This is a genomic window from Pollutibacter soli, assembly GCA_029269725.1.
GTDB classification, from domain to species: Bacteria; Bacteroidota; Bacteroidia; order Chitinophagales; family Chitinophagaceae; genus Pollutibacter; species Pollutibacter soli.
Map to the genome: position 1 here is coordinate 90,090 of JARJHS010000002.1, position 22,066 is coordinate 112,155.

At 42.3% G+C, this 22,066-nt stretch carries 18 protein-coding genes; 12 read left to right on the forward strand and 6 right to left on the reverse strand.

Features of this window, described 5'->3' with window-relative positions; genetic code table 11:
- Positions 1-7 precede the first annotated feature (7 nt).
- On the reverse strand, positions 8-499 hold the full coding sequence (locus P2W82_RS05040) for a regulatory protein RecX (RefSeq protein ID WP_336514759.1): 492 nt from the start codon (positions 497-499) through the stop codon (positions 8-10).
- Between the two features lie 276 nt (positions 500-775).
- Here P2W82_RS05040 and dnaN point away from each other — a divergent pair, with 276 nt between their 5' ends.
- Both dnaN and P2W82_RS05050 read left to right on the forward strand, forming a co-directional pair.
- On the forward strand, positions 776-1,891 hold the full coding sequence (gene dnaN, locus P2W82_RS05045) for a DNA polymerase III subunit beta (protein ID WP_336514760.1): 1,116 nt from the start codon (positions 776-778) through the stop codon (positions 1,889-1,891).
- 146 nt (positions 1,892-2,037) lie between these two features.
- Complete coding sequence (locus P2W82_RS05050; protein WP_336514761.1) at positions 2,038-2,976, forward strand: sterol desaturase family protein; 939 nt, start codon at positions 2,038-2,040, stop codon at positions 2,974-2,976.
- A gap of 194 nt (positions 2,977-3,170) precedes the next feature.
- Here the strand turns inward: P2W82_RS05050 and P2W82_RS05055 are convergent, their stop codons facing one another.
- Positions 3,171-4,487, reverse strand: coding sequence for a sugar porter family MFS transporter (locus P2W82_RS05055; protein ID WP_336514762.1), 1,317 nt, complete (start codon positions 4,485-4,487; stop codon positions 3,171-3,173).
- Positions 4,488-4,615: 128 nt separating this feature from the next.
- On the opposite strand from P2W82_RS05055, the gene P2W82_RS05060 reads away from it, so the two are divergent.
- The 3 genes from P2W82_RS05060 (at position 4,616) to P2W82_RS05070 (ending at position 7,297) form a co-directional block, all read left to right on the forward strand.
- Positions 4,616-5,524: an ROK family protein gene (locus tag P2W82_RS05060; protein ID WP_336514763.1), complete on the forward strand. Its 909-nt coding sequence runs from the start codon at positions 4,616-4,618 to the stop codon at positions 5,522-5,524.
- Positions 5,525-5,634: 110 nt separating this feature from the next.
- Entirely contained in the window at positions 5,635-6,732 is a 1,098-nt protein-coding gene (corA, locus tag P2W82_RS05065) for a magnesium/cobalt transporter CorA (protein ID WP_336514764.1), read from the forward strand.
- A gap of 34 nt (positions 6,733-6,766) precedes the next feature.
- Positions 6,767-7,297 carry a RidA family protein gene (locus tag P2W82_RS05070; protein ID WP_336514765.1) on the forward strand — a complete coding sequence of 177 codons (531 nt, stop codon included), beginning with the start codon at positions 6,767-6,769 and terminating at the stop codon, positions 7,295-7,297.
- A 266-nt stretch (positions 7,298-7,563) separates the two neighbouring features.
- Here P2W82_RS05070 and P2W82_RS05075 read toward each other — a convergent pair whose 3' ends face one another.
- Both P2W82_RS05075 and P2W82_RS05080 read right to left on the reverse strand, forming a co-directional pair.
- Positions 7,564-8,079, reverse strand: a complete 516-nt coding sequence (locus P2W82_RS05075; RefSeq protein WP_336514766.1) for a DUF2480 family protein — start codon at positions 8,077-8,079, stop codon at positions 7,564-7,566.
- A gap of 114 nt (positions 8,080-8,193) precedes the next feature.
- On the reverse strand, positions 8,194-10,320 hold the full coding sequence (locus P2W82_RS05080; RefSeq protein WP_336514767.1) for a peptidylprolyl isomerase: 2,127 nt from the start codon (positions 10,318-10,320) through the stop codon (positions 8,194-8,196).
- A gap of 564 nt (positions 10,321-10,884) precedes the next feature.
- Here P2W82_RS05080 and nadA point away from each other — a divergent pair.
- From nadA to P2W82_RS05095, 3 genes are read left to right on the forward strand one after another with little or no spacing between them, the layout of a single operon-like run.
- Positions 10,885-11,895, forward strand: coding sequence for a quinolinate synthase NadA (nadA, locus tag P2W82_RS05085; RefSeq protein WP_336514768.1), 1,011 nt, complete (start codon positions 10,885-10,887; stop codon positions 11,893-11,895).
- A gap of 21 nt (positions 11,896-11,916) precedes the next feature.
- Positions 11,917-13,071 (forward strand): hypothetical protein, encoded by a 1,155-nt coding sequence (locus P2W82_RS05090; protein WP_336514769.1) that lies wholly within the window; start codon positions 11,917-11,919, stop codon positions 13,069-13,071.
- Positions 13,072-13,080: 9 nt separating this feature from the next.
- Positions 13,081-13,689, forward strand: coding sequence for an HAD family hydrolase (locus P2W82_RS05095; protein ID WP_336514770.1), 609 nt, complete (start codon positions 13,081-13,083; stop codon positions 13,687-13,689).
- 269 nt (positions 13,690-13,958) lie between these two features.
- Here P2W82_RS05095 and feoB read toward each other — a convergent pair whose 3' ends face one another.
- Complete coding sequence (gene feoB, locus P2W82_RS05100; protein WP_336514771.1) at positions 13,959-16,076, reverse strand: ferrous iron transport protein B; 2,118 nt, start codon at positions 16,074-16,076, stop codon at positions 13,959-13,961.
- 160 nt (positions 16,077-16,236) lie between these two features.
- Between feoB and P2W82_RS05105 the strand changes: the two genes are divergently transcribed.
- The 4 genes from P2W82_RS05105 to P2W82_RS05120 all read left to right on the forward strand — a co-directional run bounded on the left by P2W82_RS05105 (position 16,237) and on the right by P2W82_RS05120 (position 20,031).
- A complete protein-coding gene (locus tag P2W82_RS05105; protein WP_336514772.1) occupies positions 16,237-17,877 on the forward strand; it encodes a M20/M25/M40 family metallo-hydrolase in 1,641 nt (546 codons plus the stop codon).
- A 2-nt stretch (positions 17,878-17,879) separates the two neighbouring features.
- A complete protein-coding gene (locus tag P2W82_RS05110; RefSeq protein WP_336514773.1) occupies positions 17,880-18,314 on the forward strand; it encodes an IPExxxVDY family protein in 435 nt (144 codons plus the stop codon).
- An 18-nt stretch (positions 18,315-18,332) separates the two neighbouring features.
- Positions 18,333-18,572 (forward strand): 4a-hydroxytetrahydrobiopterin dehydratase, encoded by a 240-nt coding sequence (locus P2W82_RS05115; RefSeq protein ID WP_336514774.1) that lies wholly within the window; start codon positions 18,333-18,335, stop codon positions 18,570-18,572.
- A 250-nt stretch (positions 18,573-18,822) separates the two neighbouring features.
- Positions 18,823-20,031, forward strand: coding sequence for an IS256 family transposase (locus P2W82_RS05120; RefSeq protein ID WP_336514775.1), 1,209 nt, complete (start codon positions 18,823-18,825; stop codon positions 20,029-20,031).
- Between the two features lie 176 nt (positions 20,032-20,207).
- Here the strand turns inward: P2W82_RS05120 and rho are convergent, their stop codons facing one another.
- On the reverse strand, positions 20,208-21,854 hold the full coding sequence (gene rho / locus P2W82_RS05125; protein WP_336514776.1) for a transcription termination factor Rho: 1,647 nt from the start codon (positions 21,852-21,854) through the stop codon (positions 20,208-20,210).
- Positions 21,855-22,066: the final 212 nt, after the last annotated feature.

The following is a 22,066-nucleotide window of genomic DNA, read 5'->3' on the forward strand; positions in this document are numbered from 1 at the left end:
TTTAAAATTACGGCTTCTTTATTTCCTCTTCGTATGCAAGCACAGCGCGACGAACAATCGGTGATTCAAAACCCCGGCTGATCAGCCAGCTGCTGACCTTTGCCCGGATCATCATCTGGCTTGCCGTATTCCTGGCGACCAGCTTCCACTTTTTGTCTGCCAGCTTAAAAATGGTTTGCTGGTAGTGCTCTTCGTCAATCTCTTCGAGCGCTTTTTTAAGGTTATAAGCGCTCACCTGCTTTTGCTTTAGTTCATATGAAATTTTAACACGTCCCCATTGCTTCATCCGGAATTTTCCGCGGACAAAGGCAGCAGCAAAACGGGATTCATTCAGATAATTCTCCTCAATGAGTTTTGAAATGATTTCTTCGACGTCTTTTTTATAAAGACCGAAACCGTATAATTTTTCTTTCACTTCAGCATGCGATCGTTCCTGGTATGCGCAGAACTGCATGATCTTCGGAAGGGCCGTCTGTGGCGTATGTGTTTTCTTATACATCAATACTTATGCAAACTACAATGGAAAGAATGAAAATCCCTGTTGATTTTCTGATTTTCGAGGTTGTTTTCCTCGGAAACTTCCCAAAACAACTTCTATTGCTTCGCGATGATCCCAGATTAAAATCCCTTACATATTACCTGCAACTTAACTACCTACAACTTATGGCAGTATCTCCCCATCGCAACTGAGCTTATGCACATTTACTGTTGAGAAATTGCGCTTTTCCAACGGGTGCATAAACATATATTTGCTGAAATCCCAACGGCACAGATCATGAAATTCATTGTTTCCTCTTCGGCTCTATTAAAACAGTTACAACAGATCAGCGGTGTTGTGAATGCCAATACCGTTCTTCCCATCCTGGAAGATTATCTTTTTGAAATTGAAAAAAATAAATTGACTGTTGTTGCCACTGACCTGGAGTCTGTGATGAAGATTCATATGGAAATCGAGGCAAAAGACAGCGGTAAAGTTTGTATCCCCGCGAAAATCCTTATGGATTCTCTCAAAAACCTGCCTGATCAGCCACTGACTTTCAATATCGATAAGAATTTCGGAATTGAAATCACCAGTGATAATGGTAAGTACAAAGTGATGGGAGAAAATCCTGACAATTTCCCCAAAGAACCGGTAAATGATGATGCTGTTTCATTTACGATGACCAGCTCCGCATTGTTAACTGCTATCAACAAAACAATTTTTGCTGTAAGCAACGATGATCTCCGTCCTGCCATGACTGGTGTTTTTTTTGAGCTTGATAAAAACAGCCTGACGGCTGTGGCGACCGATGCACATCGTTTGGTGAAATACAAAAGAAAGGACGTGAGCTGCCCGAAAGCCGATCATTTTATCGTGCCTAAAAAACCATTGACGCTTTTGCGCAATGCTTTGCCGGATAACGAGGACGAGCTGACAATTTCTTACAACAACAATCATCTGTTTGTGGACCATGGTGGAACGCAACTGGTATGTCGTTTGATTGATGCGCGTTTTCCAGACTATAAAGTGGTGATCCCCGTGGATAATCCTTACAACCTGACAGTTTCCAGGTCTGATTTCCAATCAGCCCTGCGTCGTGTAAGTATCTTCAGTAATAAAAGCACCAACCAGGTGGCGCTGAATATCAGCGGCAACCAGCTCCAGCTGGCCGCACAAGATGTCGACTTCAGTTTTGAAGGTACCGAGCGCATGAATTGCCAATACACCGGGGAAGATATGCAGATCGCATTCAATGCAAAGTTTCTTATCGAGATGCTCAACGGTACTGCGAGTGAAGAAGTAAAAATGGAATTGTCTACACCGACCAAGGCTGGCATTATCAAGCCGTTGGAGCAGGACGAATCAGAAGATCAGCTGATGCTGGTAATGCCGCTAATGCTGAATAATTAAGGAAATAGTTACTAATCCATACAGATAGAGTAAACAGGCCCGTTGATTTGATCAGCAGGCCTGTTTCGGTTTTTTGGATAGCGCAATCCGGGCAAGTCTTCGCTTCATGGATTTTAGTTCGTAACTTATATATTTCAACAGCTAGTATGTGGCAGTCCATCCTGGATCATTTTAACACGCTGGAACAACGACCAGTCGAACGTCTGGCAATTATTGTCGGCGGTTTGCTAATTCTGTGGATGATTGAAGGCGCAATCCCGCTCATGCCGCTTCGATATAGGAAAAGCAAAGTCCGGCACGCTTCGGTAAATCTTGCTTTCACCGTTATCCATCTTATCATTCATACGGGATTCGGCGTTCTGATTGTACTGCTTTCTGATTGGACAAAAACCGAAAAATGGGGTATAGTGCACTGGCTGCACTTATCTCTCGTTGGAACGATCATCGTTTCAGCATTGGTGCTGGATTTTTTCGGCGGCTGGTTTTCCCATATTACTGAACATAAAATTCCGCTGTTCTGGCGGATGCATATCATCCATCATTCGGATACCAATGTTGATGTCACCACTGGTTTGAGGCATCATCCATTGGAGAGCGTTTGGCGCGGATTGTTTTTCCTGATGGGTATTTTGGTTAGTGGCTCTCCGATTTACGCCGTGATGATCTATCAAACTATCCTTACCGTATTTGTTGCTTTTACACATGCCAATATCAGTCTTCCTCTTTGGCTGGATAAATCCCTGAGTTTCCTGATGGTTTCACCCAACATGCATAAGGTTCATCATCACTGGAAACAACCATTTACAGACAGTAATTATGGCGCAGTTTTTTCAATCTGGGACCGTATGTTCGGTACTTTCAGAACGATGAAAAAAGAAGATATCCGATATGGACTGGATCGCTATTATCCTGAAGAGAGGGATGAAGATTTTGGGTACCTGATGAAAAAACCTTTTCTCAGTCTGCTGGAAAAAAATGACCTGGCGCAGCCGGAAGTCCAGGGCGGGAAGACCGGGGTGAAAACGCAAAAGTCGTTACTCGGTAATTCAGGGCCAGAAGCCAACAGCACAGCCGCAACGGGCTAGTACCGGGAATTCAGAGAAATCAGAAGAGGTGTACCGGTCGTCGGGCCCTGCTGTTTCGATGTATAAATAATTCACTCCTGAAACTTGCTTTCGCTCGAAAATAGGCCGGATTAACTCAGCCTCATTGTTTCCAGAATTACTCTATGGTCTTACGCTTTCTGGTCTTTTGACTTTCGACTTTGAACTACACCGAATTAGGACGGTATACCCAATTCCTCTTGAATTTTCTCCAGACTTTTACCTTTTGTTTCCGGCAGGAATTTCCAGACAAAAAGAAATTGCAGCGCCATCATTACGCTGTAGAAAACAAAAGAATAAAAACCTCCCTGAGGTGACATATTTACTATAACGGGAAAGGCATAGGATATAATTGCTGCCATAATCCAGTGTGTAAAACTTCCCGCTGATCCGCCCTGTGACCTGACGGAGTTTGGAAATATTTCAGAGATAAAAACCCAGATAACGGCACCTTGTGAAAATCCAAAGAAGCCGATAAAGCCGATGAGGTACCATACCACATTCGGATTGGCAACGGATGTATCTCTGAAAGCAAGCGCAGTGAGAGTTAAAAATATAACCATGCCGGCAGAACCGATCAGCAGCAATTTTTTTCTGCCAAATCTGTCGATTACGGCCATTGCAATTAATGTAAACACAAGATTGGCGGTTCCGATATAAATGGATTGCAGATATGCACTCGAGTCGTCAAAGCCTGCCATTGCGAAAATCCTTTTAGCATAATAGATGATTGCGTTGATTCCTGACAGCTGGTTGAACATTGCAAGAATGATGGCATAGAGGAGAGGCTTTCTGTATTTCTTTTGAAACAAAGATTCTTTATGATCGCTGATAGACGACTGTATTTCTGCGATCTCTTTATTCACATCCATTTCGCCTATTCGTTTCAGTATGGGAATCGCCTCTTCTGTTTTTCCGTTCAGGATCAGCCAGCGTGGAGACTCTGGTATGAAACGGATAAGGATGGTAAAAAGCACCGCAGGTACCACCATGATGCCTAACATCCATCGCCAGGATTCTTCTCCGCCACCTGCCAGCAAATAGTTGGATACATACGCCACAAAAATGCCGAGGACGATATTCAGTTGGAATGACGCTGCGAGCCGGCCACGCAACTTTGCCGGCGCAATTTCCGAGATATACATTGGGCCGACCACAGAAGATGCTCCTACTGCAACACCTCCGATAAACCTGAAAAAGACAAACATCAAAAGGCCCTGTGAACTTGCGCATCCGATCGCTGAAAACAGGTACAGGAATGCGATGAAAAAGAGAACGGGCTTACGTCCATATTTCTGTGCCGGTGTACCAGCAAGAATAGAACCGAGTACTGTACCGAAGAGACTGGAAGCTACGGTAAGGCCGAGCTGACTCGCGGAAAGCTCCCAGAGTTTTTGAATCGTCTGTTCCGCGCCGGAGATCACTGCTGTTTCAAAGCCAAATAAAAAGCCGCCCAACGCGGCAATCAATGCAATTCGAACGGCATAGCCCATAGCAAGCAATTTAATGGCTTAAAAAAGGAAGTTACCATAAGCGGAACCAATTATCAAATCAGCTACAAGAAAAAATTTGGAGATCGAAAAAGTTTTTTACTTTGCTTAAACGATTTAAATCAACGATTATGAGCCAGCTCCTTTGGGGTATCGACCTTGGCGGTACCAAAATAGAAGGTATTGTCCTGCCCTCACTCAATGATCCTGCACCGGTGCATCGCTCCCGTGTGAGCACAGAAAAAGAGCATGGCTATGATCATATCCTGCACCAGATTAAAAAGCTGATTCAGCATATAGAAAAAGAAACAGGAAAACATCCTGATCAGATGGGCATTGGTACACCAGGTGTTCTGGATCCAATTTTGCTGACAATGAAAAACAGCAATACAACGGCACTCAATGGAATGCCGCTTCAAAAAGATCTCGAAACGTTGCTTGGCATCCCGGTGATCTTAGCAAACGATGCCAATTGTTTTGCTCTCGCGGAAACACATTGGGGCGTCGTTAAAAAATCTTATCCGGACGCAGCAATGGTTTTTGGAATTATCATGGGCACCGGTGTCGGTGGTGGAATAATTCACGATGGAAAAGTGTGGGCGGGAAAACAAGGTATTGCGGGAGAGTGGGGACACAACTTCCTTGATGATTCAGGAGGTAGTTGCTATTGCGGAAAAACCGGTTGTGTCGAAACCATTCTTTCCGGTCCATCGCTGCAGCGCTATTATAAATCTCTGACGAATAAAGAGGTGACATTAAAAGACATCGTCTGCGCTGCAGAAAATAATGATGAAGCTGCAGTAGCTACGCTCGAGCGTATGAATCAGTTTTTTGGAAAGGCCGTTTCCTCCGTGATCAACCTGCTTGATCCCGATGTAATTATTATCGGTGGTGGGGTGGGAAATATTGATAGTCTCTATAAAGATGGCTACGAGGCATTAAAGCACTGGGTATTCAACAACAGGGTTGATACCGCTTTGGTGAGGCCGGTTCTTGGCGATAGCGCTGGTGTATTCGGCGCAGCCGCTCTTGTGGCCTGAGTCTGCACAACAGCCCGGTCGTTTTATATATCGCGGCATGGTTATGGATTTGCATTGGCAGCGTTTATTATTTTTATTCCGTAATTTTTCCGATCGTAAATGACGCTGACATGAAAAGCGGCAAATATCTGCGCATGCTGGGGCTTCCATTGCTTTTTGGTTCACACAGGACAAAAGAGATCCTGCATGTGAATCCAACGATTATTCCTTTCCGTGAGGAAGCAAATGAGGTTTCCGTTTTTATTTACGACTATAATGGCGAGTCTCTCACCGAGCACCATTCAGGTTCGGTTGAAGATTGCCTTGATTTCAAAACATCGAACCACATCAGCTGGATAAATATTGATGGACTTCGGAAGTCTGATGTTGAAAAAGTAAGTAATCATTACGGCATTCACCCGCTGTTGATGGAAGATATCCTGAGTATTAATCAGCGCCCGAAAATGGACGAAGTAGAAGGCGTTCTCTTCTGCCTGCTCAACATGCTTTATTTTAACGATCTCAAAAAAACAGTTGAAGCCGAACAGGTGAGTATTGTTCTTGGTAACGATTTTGTTATTTCTTTCCAGGAAGATTCGCGTCGGGATGTTTTTGATCCTGTACGTACCAAATTAAAACTACCGAAGAGTATTGTCCGCCAGCGCAGCGCAGATTATCTCCTCTACGCCATGCTTGATGTGATCGTCGATAATTACTTCGTGGTGATGGAAAAAGTGAGTGAGCAGATTGAAATTCTTGAAGAAGAAGTTATTCGCAGAAGCAATACGCGAAGTCTTGCGCGTATCAATCAGCTCAGGAAAGAACTGATCATCCTCAAAAGAAATATTACACCTGTACGTGATCTGGTGAATGCAATCATCAGGAGCGAGAGCGATCTTCTTGAAGAGAGAACGACAAAATATTTCAAGGATGTGTATGATCACATCGTTCAGGCATATGATCTTTGCGAAAACTATCGCGATGTGATCATGAGCATGCAGGATCTGTATATTAACAACGTAAACCTCAAAATGAATGAGGTGATGAAAGTGATGGCGATCGTGACCTGCGTACTTGCCCCGGCAACTGTTATCGGTGGAATTTTTGGAATGAACTTCGATGTTATTCCTTATGCACACCATAAATGGGGATTTTATTTTGCTGTAGGTGCAATGTTTTTTATCCCACTATGGATGTTATGGATTTTTAAAAAGCGCGGATGGTTTTAGTCAATTGATTTTTATCTTTATTGAAAGTTCGCCAATGAGAAAACTATCCCTCTTCTTATCATTGTTTTTGTTTTCTGTTTCCGTCTCTGTTTCTCTGTATGGCCAGGATCCGGAGCAGCAATTAAAACAGTTGAACATCACACTTCCACCTGCTACTAATCCCGCCTTTAATTATGTGAAGTTTGTTCGCACAGGCAACCTGCTTTTTCTTGCGGGTCATGGTCCCCGGAATGAGAAAGGCGAAAACATCACCGGAAAACTGGGAGATAACCTTACCACAGAACAGGGATACGCAGCAGCAAATGCTTGTACTATCGATCTTATCGCAACATTGAAATCAGCTGTGGGCGGTGATCTGAAAAAGGTAAAACGAATTGTAAAAGTATTCGGGCTGGTAAACTGCACGGCTAACTATTATGATCAGCCGAAAGTAATGAATGGCTGTTCGGATCTGCTTGTCGCCGTATTTGGGGAAAAAGGAAAACACGCCCGTACTTCTGTTGGCGCCAATGCGCTACCGAATAATATTGCAGTGGAGATCGAGCTGGTTGCAGAAGTGGAGTAAAGGGTTAAACGTTATACGTTTAACGTTCTACGTTAGTCCCTGGGGTTTCTGATCGCTAAATAGGGCCTGGTGATAATTTTGATAATTCATATCTATACTGAATTACAAAAGAATTACGGAATATTTACATGCAAGGAACCAAAAAAAATCTGTAAAAATCCTTGCAGACGAGTACCCTGGAATGAAATTCAGCTTGATCTTTTTTCTAAATAGCCTAGGGCCTGAGCTTATCGAAGGCCAGCTGTTTTACGTTTAACCTTACACGTTCAGCCCTTTTTACTTTTATACACGGGCACCGTACTGCAGGGTTCGCCGTACATGATCGATTTTGCGACCGGTTTGAGGTGGCCCGTTATCTCCAGGTATGCAAATGCTTCGATTGATTTATCTCCGCAACCTTTAATCACCAGCCTTTTCCCTTCATATTCTGGAGAAGGAATAGAATGAATATTATGAATGATCGCTGCTTTTTCTGTTTCTTCTTTTGTGCCGGCATATACAAAAGAGGCAACACCATCGAGATAACTGGCAACCAGCATATATGCCCAGTTCGGAACGATAGCATCTGCCGAACAAAATACCGCAACAGGCGTATCCTGGTACTGCGACCAGTCATGCGTTGTCAATGCCTGGCGGAAATCTTTTTCTTTCAGGATCAGGCCCATGAAAAGAAAATCCTTCAGGTCAAAAGATTTTATCTCTTTCGCCGGCAAGTAGTCTGCCAGGTCCAACGTGATTAGTCCGCTTTCTGCAACTTTATTTACGATCAGTTCTTCACTCATGCGCTTCGATTTCAGTTTGTAAAATTACTCAATTTATAAGTGCCCTAAAAACATAAGCCTCCTGCCGTTGAAGGCAGAAGGCTTAGCCAGTTTTCTCATGAGTGTTATTATTTCCTAGTAGCCAGCTTGTCTTCTTTCATCTTTAATCTTAGCCGACTTACGCAATGCTTCGAATGTACTGTATGCTGCAAATTGCTTCAACTGACCTTCCATAGCCATTTTCTGCTGTTTAACGTCAAAGCCCAGCCCTGACAAAGCGCCGGTCGAATTAACCCTGATGTAATATACTCCGGTCTGTCCATCAATAGGAGCTGAAACTTTAGACAGATTGGCCTTGTTAAATGCTGCACCAATTACTTTTGGCTCACTGCCAAGCCCCGGCACAAAGGGATCGCTGAAACGAAGTGTGTCTACCTGGTTAACCTGGCCACCACCCGCAGTTGCAATATTCTCCAGTGTATTGGCTGTACCAACTTTCTTAATTATTTCTTTTGCTTTCTTCTGATTTCTCAGGATGGGTTCAACCATGATCCTTGCCGTTAAAGCATTCTGAGTTCCTTCTTTATTTTCACCGGTAACCATCGCAACCAGATACTGATCTCCCATATCGAACACATCTGAAACTGTACCTGGTTTGTTCTCATAGATCCATTTTACAAGAGCGCGGTTTGGCATACCTGAAACACTGAAATCCATTTCACGGATATTATCAGCCATCCGACGCATCAGGTTTTGTTTTTTTATTGCTTCGTCAAATGCTTTCTGATTTCGCGCATTTCCGGAAAACTGAATAGCTGCGGCTTCGGCTGCATTATCAGTTTCTTCGCTTGCCACGATGCGTTTTGCGAGATAAGCCATTTTAAATGCCTCTTCAAAGTTTTTCTGGCTGAGGACTTCAATAATATGATAACCAAAACTAGATTTGACCACTTCCCTGTCACCTGGTTTCTTCAGGAAAATAAAATCCCTGAAAGCAGGATCCAGGTTGGTGGTGGATGAAAAAGTATATTCACCGCCATTCATATTACTTCCTTTATCAGTACTGAACTGTGCAGCCAATGCGCCGAAATTTCCACCACCTTTAATAGCATTAAATAAGCTGTCAGCCAGTTTTTTCGCTGAGCTATCCGGCATAATTTCCTGGCCAGTCTGAGGATCAATTACACCTATAAGTATGTGGCGACATTTTACAGAATCTGGAATACTTCTGATTTCAATTTTCTTTGCAAGTGCATAAGCACCTGCATCCAGGTATGGACCGATTACCGAATTCAAAGGCATTGCTCCGATAGCATCCTTATTTGCCATCTGGAGTTTTGATTTGATGGTATACCAGTCATAAAACTGGATGGTCGAATTATTTCTTGTAACAAATGCTTTGGCATCTGTTGTAGTTTCAAATTCAGATTTCAGACCGTTCAGCTGATTAATCAACGCATTGGTATCAGCCGCTGTAGGATTCGCATCGAATACAACGTAGGCAACACTTCTTGTTTTTTCCTGTTTGAACTCTTCTTTGTGTTTGTTTACATATTCAGTGATCTCCTGGTCTGACACTTTCAATGATGCGAGGCTGTCGCTGATGGTAGCGTAAGGAATAGCGGCAAAAGAAACAGAAGCAAAACTACTGTTGTCGCTGTTCATCTTTTCGATGAGCCAATTGGGTACATACACACCATTGGTAAAAATGGCATTGTACTTATCCATCAGGCTGCGGATATGCATCGGGCTGATCAGCTGTTGATCAACCATTTTAAGATCTTCTGATTTTTTACTTTTCTTCAGGTTATTAAACCAGGTCTTAGCAGCATCTATATTATATTGACCAGTAGTCTGATCAGTAAAAAGTTGTTTGAATTCCTGTGGAGCATCTTCACTGAACAGGACGCTTCCCAGTTCTTTCGAAGTAAGTGAAAGGCCAAGCTTTTCAGCAGCTGATTTTACCACCTCTTCCTGTATATAGCTGTTCCAGATATTATCAATAATATTCTGGGTCATCATTTCGCTGCTCTGCATGCCCTGCTGACGATATCCCTGTTCAGCTATATTCACTTTGGCATTAAAATCTTTAATATCAATTTCATTACCGTTTACCGAACCCACAATGCCGGCCTGACTATTGAAAAGTCCGCTGCTTTTTCCTACAAAAGCATCCTGCACCAGGAACCCAATCAAACTTAAGGCAATCGCACCGGTTAGCAGAATCGCCGCCTTATCACGGATTTGCTGAATAATTGACATAGTAAGAATCGTATGTTTTTAAAATGGACGGCAAAAATAGACTAAAAATGCTTATTAACAAACTGTGGAAAACAGTTAAAATCAGCACAGATATTGCCTTTCACAGGTATTTTATTTTTAAAAACCTCTACGGCAAAATGGCGTAAACCCATCATAAAAAATCGTCATAAAACAATATCAACATACCGGTGTTAACGAAGCTGGTTTTGTGTGGAAAACCCCGGAATCCAGGTCTGGTTTTCGTTGATTTTTTGCGGGAAAATATTCTGTTGGAAGAAGCTGATCCGGAATGAAAGGAAAATTCAGTCTTTTTCAGAACCTAACTCACAACATTAAATTAATGATATAAGAAATTTTTTTGCATCATGATCTCTTATACACAGTTGTGAACAATCAACTTAAATACTGATCAGTCCTGCAAACAGCCATCTTAATAAACTGTTGATTATGGTGTATAAACTGAAGTATCTTTAATTTCAAAATAATTAAAATAAAAACTATCCACTAATCCACAGCCCTAATAGTAGTAGTTTATTTTAAAAATAATATAATACTATAAATACTATGCCTGATATACACATTGCAACAGCCGAGAAAAATTTGAACAAAGCCGGCTTTCTCGATCTCCAGGTGGATCCCGCGCTGGATTTGTTTGAAGAGATCCGACGGTTGAAAAAAGAAAAGAATGTGGTGTTGCTTGCTCACTATTACCAGGAAGCAGATATACAGGATGTTGCCGACTATATTGGCGATAGCCTCGGTCTTGCACAACAGGCAGAGAAAACCAAAGCCGATATCATTCTTTTCGCGGGTGTTCACTTTATGGCTGAAACAGCTAAAATTCTGAACCCCGGAAAAAAGGTAATCATTCCGGATCTGAAAGCGGGTTGTTCTCTCAGCGATAGTTGTCCGCCACCATTGTTTAAAAAATTCCGCGAGGAACATCCCGACCACGTTGTGGTTTCTTACATCAACTGCAGCGCAGGAATAAAAGCTCTCAGCGATGTGATTTGTACCAGCAGCAACGCTAAAATTATCGTCGAAAGTTTTCCACCCGAACAGCCTATCATTTTTGCACCGGATAAAAACCTCGGCGCTTACATCAACAAAATCACAGGTCGAAATATGCTGCTATGGAATGGAGCCTGTATGGTCCATGAGATTTTCAGCCTGGAAAAGATTTCCCGCCTCAAAAAGGAAAATCCGGGCGCTAAATTGATCGCTCACCCCGAATGTGAAGATCCTATCCTGAAAATTGCTGATTTTATAGGTTCTACTACCCAATTGCTGAAGTATACCCAACAGGATAGCTCCAGAGCTTATATAGTGGCCACGGAGACGGGTATTTTGCACCAGATGATAAAAGACTCACCGGAAAAGACTTTCATCCCTGCTCCGCCTGATAATGCCTGTGCATGCAATGATTGTCCACACATGAAATTGAACACACTGGAAAAACTTTATATTTGTTTGAAACACGAATTACCAGAAATTCATATGGATGAGGATTTAAGGCTGAAAGCAAGGATCCCCATCGACCGGATGCTGGAAATCAGTGCGAAAGCCGGCCTTTGATCTCTCAGCAAACCTAAAAGTATGGTTCACAAGTTCAGCAGGTCAATGGCCTTCTCAGGCATTCTTATGCTCTTTATTATTGGCTGTTCCACAGCGAGTAAGGTAAGTCAGTATTACACAGGGGATGATAAGCAGGTATTTGCTCTGATTGAAAGACTTCGCAAAAATCCAAATGACAAAGAGGCTGCTGAAACTCTGCCGGGCATGTACAGGCAAGCTGCCGATTTACGACGGCAGCTCACCACGCAGGCTAAAACCACTTTGCCTCCCGGCGACAGATATATGGATGTTGCTGATCAGCTGGCTGTAATGGCAAAACTATACGAGGAAATAAAGAAAACTCCTGCGGCAAGCGAAGTTGTTCCCAATCCCTGGGACCCGACAGCAGCAATTGCAGGAGCAAAAGAAAAAGCAGCTGATGAATATTACAATGAGGGTGTTCAGTTCCTGGCTTATAATAACCGACCGTATGCTGCAAAAGCTTACGATATGTTCTCAAAAGCAAATGCTGCGGTGCCAGGTTTTAAAGATGTGACGAGGCAAATGTCAATAGCACAAAACCTGGCAACTATAAAAGTGATTGTCAACCCGGTGAACTATAACAACTATGGTTTTGGTTATTGGGGATTTCAGAACGATTTTCTGCAGAACCAGATGGTCAATGATTTGAATTCATCCACATTCAACAATGTGAAATTTTATACAGACTGGAATGCACGGGCACAGCACATACAGGGAGACAGAATTGTGGATTTGAATTACACAACGATTCGGATCGGTCAGATTTATTCCAATACAAATACGATAAAAAGATCTGCACAGGTACAAGTTGGAACGGACAAAGCAAATCCACCAAAGCCTATTTACAAAACTGTGTATGCGACGGTGTTTGTAACTACGAGAGTGATGGAAAGCCGCGCAGTTCTTCAATGCAGGATCTATGATATGCCGGGTGGAAATAATATCATGTTCGATAGTTTTCCGGGTGTGTACAACTGGACAAATAATACGGCAACTTATCGTGGAGATCAGCGGGCATTAACACCGGCAGACTGGAATATGATCAACAATTCCTATATGCCGCCGCCATCACGATCAGAAATTGCAGATCGTTTAATACGCGAATCTTATAATCTTTTACTTAGCAGAATAAGGACAGGAGTTAGTTTTAATTAATTTGCCGGAATGAATATAAAAACAATTGTTTTTGATCTTGGTGCTGTTTTGATTGACTGGCATCCGGAGCATTTGTACAAAAATGTTATTGAAGACGAAAAAGAAAGAAAATGGTTTTTAGAAAATATCTGTACATCAGACTGGAACGAAGAGCAGGATGCCGGAAGACCTCTGGCTGTAGCAACAGAAGAACTGGTTCAGAAATTTCCTTCTCATGAAAATTCTATACGCGCATATTATGGCCGTTGGATTGAAATGCTGAATGGTCCGATTCACGGAACTGTTGATATTTTCAAAGAATTGAAGGCAAAAGGAAAGTACAAATTTTATGCTTTGACCAACTGGAGCGCCGAAACATTTCCGATAGCACTGGAGAAGTTTGAATTTTTACAATGGTTTGATGGTGTATTGGTTTCTGGTGAAGAAAAAATGAGAAAACCGACACATCAATTTTATCAAAAGCTATTTGATAAATTTAGTTTCGATCCGAAGTATGCGGTTTTTATAGATGACAATAAAAGAAATCTGGTACCTGCAAAGGAACTGGGGATGTACGCAATACATTTCACAAATCCGGAAGATCTCCGTGCCGAATTGGTTAAGATAAATGTATTGTAAGATAAACGGACATTAAAGTATTTATGGCGATGTTTTTTACAATGATTTGACTATAAAATGAGGTAGCCGGTAATCGGTTATAAACGCCTGGCGACAGGTGCAGCAACGACCGGGAAAGAGACAGGAATGTAACTACTCAGAAGTACAATAATTTCACCTGGTTTTAAAGAGCTCTTTTATTTTCTGCATCGTTATGTAATCGTTTATAAACAGTGCGCACTTACGTACAACTTAATACCTATAACTTATAACCTTTAGCGGAGGCTTCACTATTTTAGTACCTGGTACGCAATAAGACTGCAGACATAAGCAAGCACTGTCATGAATGCGAATTGAATCAACGGCCATTTCCAGGAGCCGGTTTCGCGACGAACGATGGCCATGGTACTCATACATTGCATCGCAAGAAGATAAAATATCATCAGTGAAACGCCTGTTCCAAGCGTGTAAACTTTCGATCCATCTTCTTTGACGGCAGCATTCATTTTTTTTCTGAGCGTTGGATTTTCTTCATCGGCATCACCACCAACACTATAAAGTGTGGCCATCGTGCCCACAAATACTTCACGTGCTGCAAATGAAGTGATGAGGGCAATGCCTATTTTCCAATCGTATCCTAATGGTTTAATAGCTGGTTCTATCGCGTGGCCAAGAATTCCTGCATAGGAATGTTCCAGAAGTCCGGCATTCATTTCTGATTCGAGTGATTCAGCTTCGGCCGGATTTGATTTAATTTTTGCAGCGTATTCTTTTTTGATCTCTTCACGTTTGTCGCCAGGTCCGTATGAACTCAGTAACCAAAGGATAAGTGAAATGATCATGATTACTTTTCCAGCTTCCAGAACAAAAATCTTTGCTTTCTCCACCATGGAAATTCCAATATTTTTCCAACGCGGAGGACGATAGAGTGGTAGTTCCAGTATGAAGAAACTTTTCTCTTTTATTTTAATGATCCATTTCAGAACAGAAGCAACTGCAAGCGCCATCAGAATCCCGAGTAAGTATAAACCCATCATCACAACACCCTGCATACTTATAATACCCCAGATCAGCTTTTTTGGAATTACCAGCGCAATCAGAATAGTATATACGGGAAGCCGGGCACTGCAACTCATGAAGGGGGTAACCAGTATCGTAAGCAGACGTTCTTTTCTGTTTTCAATATTTCTTGCACTCATGATGGCGGGAACGGCACATGCAAATGCGCTGATCATCGGCATCACGCTTTTTCCATTCAATCCTGCTTTTCGCATGATCTTGTCCGATAGGAAACTGATGCGTGCCATATAGCCCGTATCTTCTAAAAGGGTGATCAGCCCAAATAAAATCATGATCTGCGGAACAAAAACGATTATACCACCAAGACCGGCAATCACACCGTTCACCAACAGGTCAGAAAACCAGCTTGCCGGAAGGATATTCGTTAACCATGTACTCAGTTCCGCAAAAACCCATTCAATACCGGTCATAGGATATTCCGCGAGCAGGAAGACGCTCTGAAATAAAAGAAACAAAACAGCGAACATGATGAAATATCCCCAGACCCGGTGAATAAGTATATCATCAATTTTTTCGGTATTCCTCTTTCTTTCCTCATTTGTAACCTCTTTTACTGAGTCATGCATAATCTCGCGGATCCTGGAGTATCTCGATTGAATTTCCTCCGCCTGGATTCTTGTGTGATTGAATCCATAATTTTTTTCTATGTTTTCGATTTGTTCCTGCATTGCATCATCAAAACCAAAACTTTCATGGTTCATCAGGTAATGCACAGCGTGATATTCGGACAGGGTTGGGAAAAGTTCGCGGATATTTTTTACTGCGGCTTCGGCGGAAGAAGGAAGGGATATAAAATGCTTGTGCAACACGGGTTCTGTCTTCTCTAATTCTTCAGCAATGGATATTTTAAGTTTATCAATTCCCTTATTGGTACGGGGATTAATTGAAATCACCGGAATGCCAAGTGCATTCGATAAGGCTGCATTATCAACTTTAATTCCCCGCTTTTTTGCCATGTCGACCATTGTAAGCGCGAGGACAATCGGCTTGCCCAGGTCCATCAGCTGAGAAACATACAGGAGGTTTCTTCGAAGGCTGCTTGCATCAGCAACCACCACCAGCAGCTCAATATTATCCTGCTCCGGATGTAAGAGGGCACGATAAGCTACCCATTCATCTGCCCGACGTGGGTATAAACTATAGGAACCCGGGAGATCGAAAACGGTAATTTTTTTGTTACCGGGCAGTACGGCGGTGCCTGATTTTTTTTCAATGGTAACACCTGGGAAATTGCCAACTTTTTGATTAAGACCTGTTAATGCATTAAAAAGCGAACTCTTTCCACTGTTCGGATTACCAAGAAGGGCGATATGTTGGGGCCTTTGCAAGAATAAAAGTGTGCAAAAATAGGTTCATTCCGCCGGTATAGTTTACGATAATAGAAAAATTGCAATCTGGTGTGATTTCTGCAGAATTTGTAAAAGTTTTATTAACGATAGGGCAATCAATATCTACCGGTTAACTTTGTCCGCAATGAATGACCTCACTATGAGATTTTTATTTTTTATTTCGTTATTTCTGACCACAAACAGCTTCGCACAGAAACTTAGTAAGGCAGATAAATCTATTGTTGCCAACCTCAAAACATCCATATCCTACCTGGCTGATGATAAGTTGGAGGGACGAAGAGCAGGTACCCCTGGTGAAAAGCTGGCAATAACATATATAACCAGTCAATTCCAGCAGGCAGGACTTTCTCCAAAAGGCGCTGAGGGGTTTCAGCAGAGTTTCGAAATAAATGACGGAAAAGAAATAGGGGCATCAGCCATTTTTTCTGTAAACGGACAGGAGTTGAAAAAAGGTTCTGAATTCTTCCCACTCGCGTTTAGTCCGAATTCTGGTTCTATTGAAGCAGTAGTATCATTGTCATTATCTGAAAGCGGTCAGCCGTGGTTTAAAGACCTGGGTGACGTATTAATGAACAACAAGGATAATCCTCACTTTGATATTAATTCCGAGATTCAGAGCATAATAAAAAATGCAGCTACAAAAGGAGCAAAGGCGCTGATATTCTACAATAGTTCAAACCTTGCCGATAATGTGAAATTTGATCCCCGCGACAAAATGGAAACAGCGGCGATTCCTGTCTTCTATCTTATGTCAACGGCAAGGGAAAAATATTTAAAAGATCTTTCTGCTGATTATGATATCACATTGAAAAGTGACCTGGCTGAAAAAAAGAGGACGGCGTCAAACGTCATAGGCTATATCGATAACGGTGCCGCATCAACGATAGTTTTCGGAGCTCATTTTGATCACCTGGGGTACGGAGAAGATGGAAATTCCATGTTGCGTAATGGTTCGAAAGAAATTCATAATGGAGCTGATGACAATGCCAGCGGAACTGCGGCACTGATGGAGTTGGCTAAGCTGATGAAGAAATCAAAATCTAAACAGAATAATTACCTGTTTATCGCATTTTCAGGAGAGGAACTCGGACTCTTTGGCTCTAAATATTTTGTTGAACATCCCACGATCAATCTGACCAATGTAAATTATATGATCAATATGGATATGGTGGGTCGATTGAATGACAGCACAAAAACAGTGACTATCGGAGGTTATGGAACATCTCCAGCCTGGAACAACATCTTATCCGGGATTAAGAAATTACCATTCACTGTTAGATATGATTCAAGTGGTACCGGGCCGAGTGACCATACTTCGTTCTACAGAAAGGATATTCCGGTGTTATTCTTCTTTACCGGGCTTCATACTGATTATCACAAACCTGGTGATGATGCCGATAAGATCAACTACAACGGTGAATTACAGATTATAAAATACATCACCGCGGTAGTTGATAACAGCAAGTCTCTCGGCAAGCTTGCATTCACAAAAACGAGAGAACAGCAAACCGGGACAGCGGCCAGGTTTAGTGTTTCCATGGGAATTATGCCGGATTATACTTTTAGCGGCTCTGGTGTACGTGTGGACGGGGTTACTGATGGAAGGGCTGCTCAAAAAGCAGGGTTAAAAACAGGAGATGTTGTAGTTCAGCTGGGAGAGCACAAGATCAATTCAATGGAAACCTATATGCAGGGACTGAGCAAATTTAAAAAAGGCGACAGCACAACAGTAAAAGTGAAAAGAGGCGCGGAAGAACTAACATTTGATATTGTATTTTAAATATGAAGTTACGGATAGACAATAGCCTGATGTTTGATGAGTTTTTTGAAGGAACGCGTCTGCTGGGGATTGTCGCTCCCGTGAAAGGATACCAGTTCTGCTGGCAATTGAACCAGATTTTACAGGTCGATTTCAGGATTAATCATGACCTGGAGATCCAACTCGACAAGAAGAACCGCAAATATTTTTTTTCTATCTACGATTATAATGTTCCGAACAGTGCCCTGACTTATTTTCTGTACCATAATCAATTTGACGGGGAATATCTTTTACCGGAGTTCAAACACCTGGACTATCTATGGCTGGCAAAGGGGGATTGGGTAGGCGACGAAGAGTTGAATCTGTTGCAGCAGTCGATCAGGACCATACCATCAGTTCAACTCGTAATGGAGTTGACAAACGATAAAATTCGCAATAAGGGTCATCTGGTTTTCTAAAATTTTAAAACCGAATGTATGTGGACAGAACAAGACAATAAACTGTACAGAAAGTTTGAGTTCAGGAATTTTTCAGAAGCTTTTGGATTTATGACCCGCGTGGCTCTGATTGCGGAGAAAATGAATCATCATCCCTTGTGGACAAATGTGTACAATACCGTGGAGTTTTGGCTAAGCACGCATGATGCGGGAGATGTAGTAACGGAGAAGGATCGGAAGCTTGCGGCGGCAATTGACGCTTTAGTAAGTAGTGAGTAGTGAGTAGGAGTTTAAAGTTTTTAGTTTGCAGCATTCCACTAGGGGAGCTGTCATCATTTGTTTGGAATCCATTTCCGGGAGTATTTAATTCTTTGTGTAAATAGTTTTACTAGTAACTGTATTGAAGTTAATCCACCCGTTCAGGTGGAGCGAAGTGAGGCGGAGCGTAGCGGAGCCGAACGCAGCGGAACCTGAACGGGTACGGCGGCAAATTTTGCCCTCCGTTTTTATTAACTTTAAATACAGTTTTATGGACGAACAACAATCACATCTCCCGAAAGATTTTTTCAAGAAGTTTAAAAGCAAGGAAGACTTTCAATCATTTTTCAGTGAACTCTACAAACAGGGTGTCGAAGAGATGCTTAAGGCAGAGCTTGATGAACACCTGGGGTATGAGAAGCACAGTAAAGAAGGGCACAACACAGGCAACAGCCGCAATGGATCTTATTCCAAAAAGGTGAAGACAGAATCACTCGGTGATCTGGTATTAAACATCCCCAGGGACCGCAATAGTGATTTTGAACCGCAGCTGATCCCTAAAGGCTCACGCATGAGCGACAAGCTCGAAGAGGCCATCATCAGCATGTATAGTCGCGGTATGACGACTGCGGATATCTGTGATCACGTGAAAGAAATTTATGGGACTGAAGTCAGTGAAGGCACCATATCCAATGTCACCCACCGGATTGTAGAACATATCAAAGAATGGCAAAACCGTCCGCTGGAACCAGTGTACCTGACGGTGTGGATGGATGGCATTGTGCTTAAAATAAAGCAGAATGGCAAGTACATCAACAAATGCATTTATCTGGTCATCGGCCTTAAAAATGATGGGTTAAAAGAAGTGTTGGGCATGTGGGTCGCAGAGTCAGAGTCTGCTTCTTTCTGGATGAGTGTGCTCACAGATCTTAAAGCCAGAGGTGTGGAAGATATCCTGATTGCATGTACAGACAATCTCAAAGGATTTACTGATGGCATTAAGGGCATTTTCCCTGATACGATCACACAACTTTGCATTGTTCACCAGATCCGCAACTCCTGCAAATACGTCGTATGGAAAGATAGAAAAGCTTTCTGCGCAGATCTGAAGATGATGTACGGTGCTGTTAATCGCCATACAGCAGAAGATGCTCTCCAGCAACTCGAACTGACTTGGGGATCAAAATACAAACATGCTATTCAATCCTGGCGTAACAACTGGGAAAATCTCACCAGTTATTTTGATTTTCCCCTGGAGATCAGAAAGATAATTTACACTACCAATACCATCGAAAACCTCAATCGCGGAATCAGAAAATACATCAAAACCAAAGTACAGTTCACCGATGACATCGCAGCTCAAAAAGCAGTATATCTGGCCATTACCAACATCGAAAAAAAATGGAGCCAGATCCCTCAAAACTGGGGTCTCATTCTCCATCAGTTTGTAACTATCTTTGAAAACCGCTGCAGACTTTGATACAGTTACTCATTCGATTTACACAGAATATTTTATACTCTCCCATTTCCGGATTTAAAACGTTCCAGATATTAAAAATCCCACAGTAGAAGTTTATACCAGCTAATGTGGGATTTGGTTTTATTTACAGGATTTACCTTTTAGGGCTGTTCCTACTCACTACTCCCTACTTACTACTATCTGTTCATATTCGTCAGGAACTCATAATTGTCTTTTGTTCCTCTCATTTGTTTCAGGATCAGGTTGAGTGCTTCTTCGCTGTTCATATCAGCAAGATGGTTTCGCAGTACCCAAAGACGCTGCAATACTTCTTTTTCAAGTAAAAGGTCTTCGCGGCGGGTAGACGAGCCCGTAAGGTCGATAGCAGGGAAAATACGTCTGTTGGCCAGGCGCCTGTCAAGTACAAGCTCCATGTTACCGGTACCTTTAAATTCTTCGAAGATTACTTCATCCATTTTGCTTCCTGTTTCAATAAGGGCCGTGGCAAGGATGGTCAGTGAACCTCCGTTTTCAATTTTACGGGCAGCACCAAAGAACTGTTTTGGTTTAAGTAGCGCGTTAGCTTCAACACCGCCTGACAACACCTTACCGGAAGAAGGGGCAACTGTATTATGCGCGCGTGCAAGACGTGTAATAGAATCAAGCAATATAATTACATCGTGACCACATTCTACGAGGCGCTTTGCTTTCTGCAATGCAATGGAAGAAACTTTTACGTGTTTCTCTGCAGGCTCATCAAATGTGGATGCGATTACTTCTGCGCGAACGCTTCTTTCCATATCGGTAACCTCTTCAGGACGCTCATCGATGAGTACAACCATCAGGTAGCAATCAGGATGGTTTTCCGCAATCGCATTAGCCACTTCTTTCAGCAACATTGTCTTACCAACTTTAGGCTGCGCTACGATAAGACCACGCTGACCCTTGCCGATAGGCGTAAATAAATCAATAAGCCTTGTGCTGTAGTTGTCCGATCTTGTAAAAAGATTCAGTTTCTCGAATGGAAATAACGGTGTCAGGTAGTCGAAAGGAACACGATCACGAACTTCTTCCGGAGACCTGTTATTGATGGTCTCCACTTTAAGTAGCGCAAAATACTTTTCACCTTCTTTGGGAGGCCTCACTGCACCGTATACTGTGTCACCGGTTTTTAAACCAAAAAGTTTTATCTGTGAGGGAGAAACATAAACATCATCAGGAGAAGAAAGATAGTTATAATCACTGCTGCGTAAAAATCCATACCCGTCAGGCATCATTTCCAGAACGCCTTCGCTAAGGATAACGCCATCAAATTCGATATTAAAAAATTGTTCCTTCCTGTTTTGAAATTGCCTGGGGCTTGCCTCTGATTCCATTTCCTGTGGAACGGATACAGCTACTGCAGGTTCGGAAACAATTGTTTCATCACTGAAATTCTGTTCGGGCTGTTCATTATAATTTTCTTCGATAACCGGAGGAGGGGCAGTGAACTCGTCGGTTCCACGGCCCTTGCGAATAATTTTACGCTCTGGTTTTTTTTCTGGCTCCGGTTCAGCTACTGCCGCTTTCTTTTTTACTGCCCCCTTCTTTTCTCTTGACGGTTCGGCTTCAACAATAGCTTCTTCTGTAGAATTGGAAGTAGTAGTTTTTACTATCCTTTTTCTCGGGGTTTTTTCGTCTTTTTTACCTGCTGCTGTTTCGCTGTTCATCAGGGCTTGCTTATCGAGGATTTTGTAAATGAGCTCCTGTTTGTCAGATTTCTTAGCATGGGGAATTTTGAGCTGTTCAGCAATATCCAGCAGTTCGGGAACGAGCATGTCGTTCAATTGTAGGATGTCGTACATAAAATCACTTAAGTGTTAAGGCAACAATAGTGGAAACGGCCTTGAAAAATGAAATTTGAATTTGATTAAAGATTGATTGGAATCGGGTGTTACTGATGAGCCTGGGGAAATAGAGTTTAGATCTATCAGTTAAATTCCGTCACAATATTAATACTTGTTTTTTCAATAAGCAAAATTTTTTGCCTGAAACCCGCAGCCAACCTGTATTTTGA